Genomic DNA, 823 nt, shown 5'->3' with positions numbered 1-823 from the left:
CAGGGGCTGCTGAATCTTCTTCCAAACTGGTATAGAAGTAGAAGTTATCTGATGAGTTTGTATTACCACTGATATCCGCTACACCGTCGATTCGTGCATTAAAGCGTCTACCCGCTGTCAGTACATTGTCTGGCACCCAAGTGATTGTCTTGCCATCCTGAGCAATACTTGCGCTACCTGCGACATGTACCCAACCATTATCTACATCACGAACATACACAGTACTGCTGTTCACCGTGAGTGGATCTACAACTTCGGTCATTACCCAGATCACACTGCTGTTTACTGCCACTGTACTATTCGAGTAAGGCAAATAAGTACTGTAATCTGGTCTGGTCAAATCTGGACCTGTTCCGGTTGTAAAGGTTTCACTGTGTGAAACAACCTCATTACCCGACAAGTCCTCTACCTGTGCAATCGTTTCTGTGTATTCCGTGCTCTCTGATAACGGCGAGTAGCGGTGGTACAACACTTCCGTATTGCTTGCACTGTAAGAGATACTCATATCTGCCATGCGTTCGAAGCTGTATGGGTTAATCGCTTCATCAAAGCGCACATGATAACGCGGATTCAATGCCACGTTTTCCATTCCCGTTGCCGGACTCATCGCAGTGACTCGTGGCGCCTGTAGGTCTTCTACTGCAGTTTCACCAGTAGTGAAGCCATAACTGTTACTCCAATACTGACGGTCACCATCTGTATCCAGAATGTTACCTGACAGACTCACATAATAGTAACTGTTGGCCGATAAGAGTGACTGTGGTGTGATTTCTACCGTTCGCAGATCATCCGCCAGATTTACCGTTGCTGGGAAGGCACTACC

1 protein-coding gene is annotated in these 823 nt (G+C 46.9%); it reads right to left on the bottom strand.

Annotated features, from left to right (window positions below; genetic code table 11):
- Positions 1-823: Ig-like domain-containing domain (locus ACOB80_RS20790; protein WP_473167798.1), on the bottom strand; the 823-nt coding region annotated here is incomplete at both ends.

This window comes from Thalassotalea coralli (assembly GCF_055786205.1).
Note: the sequence above shows the minus strand (reverse complement) of the source record. Positions and strands in the feature narration are given on the sequence as shown.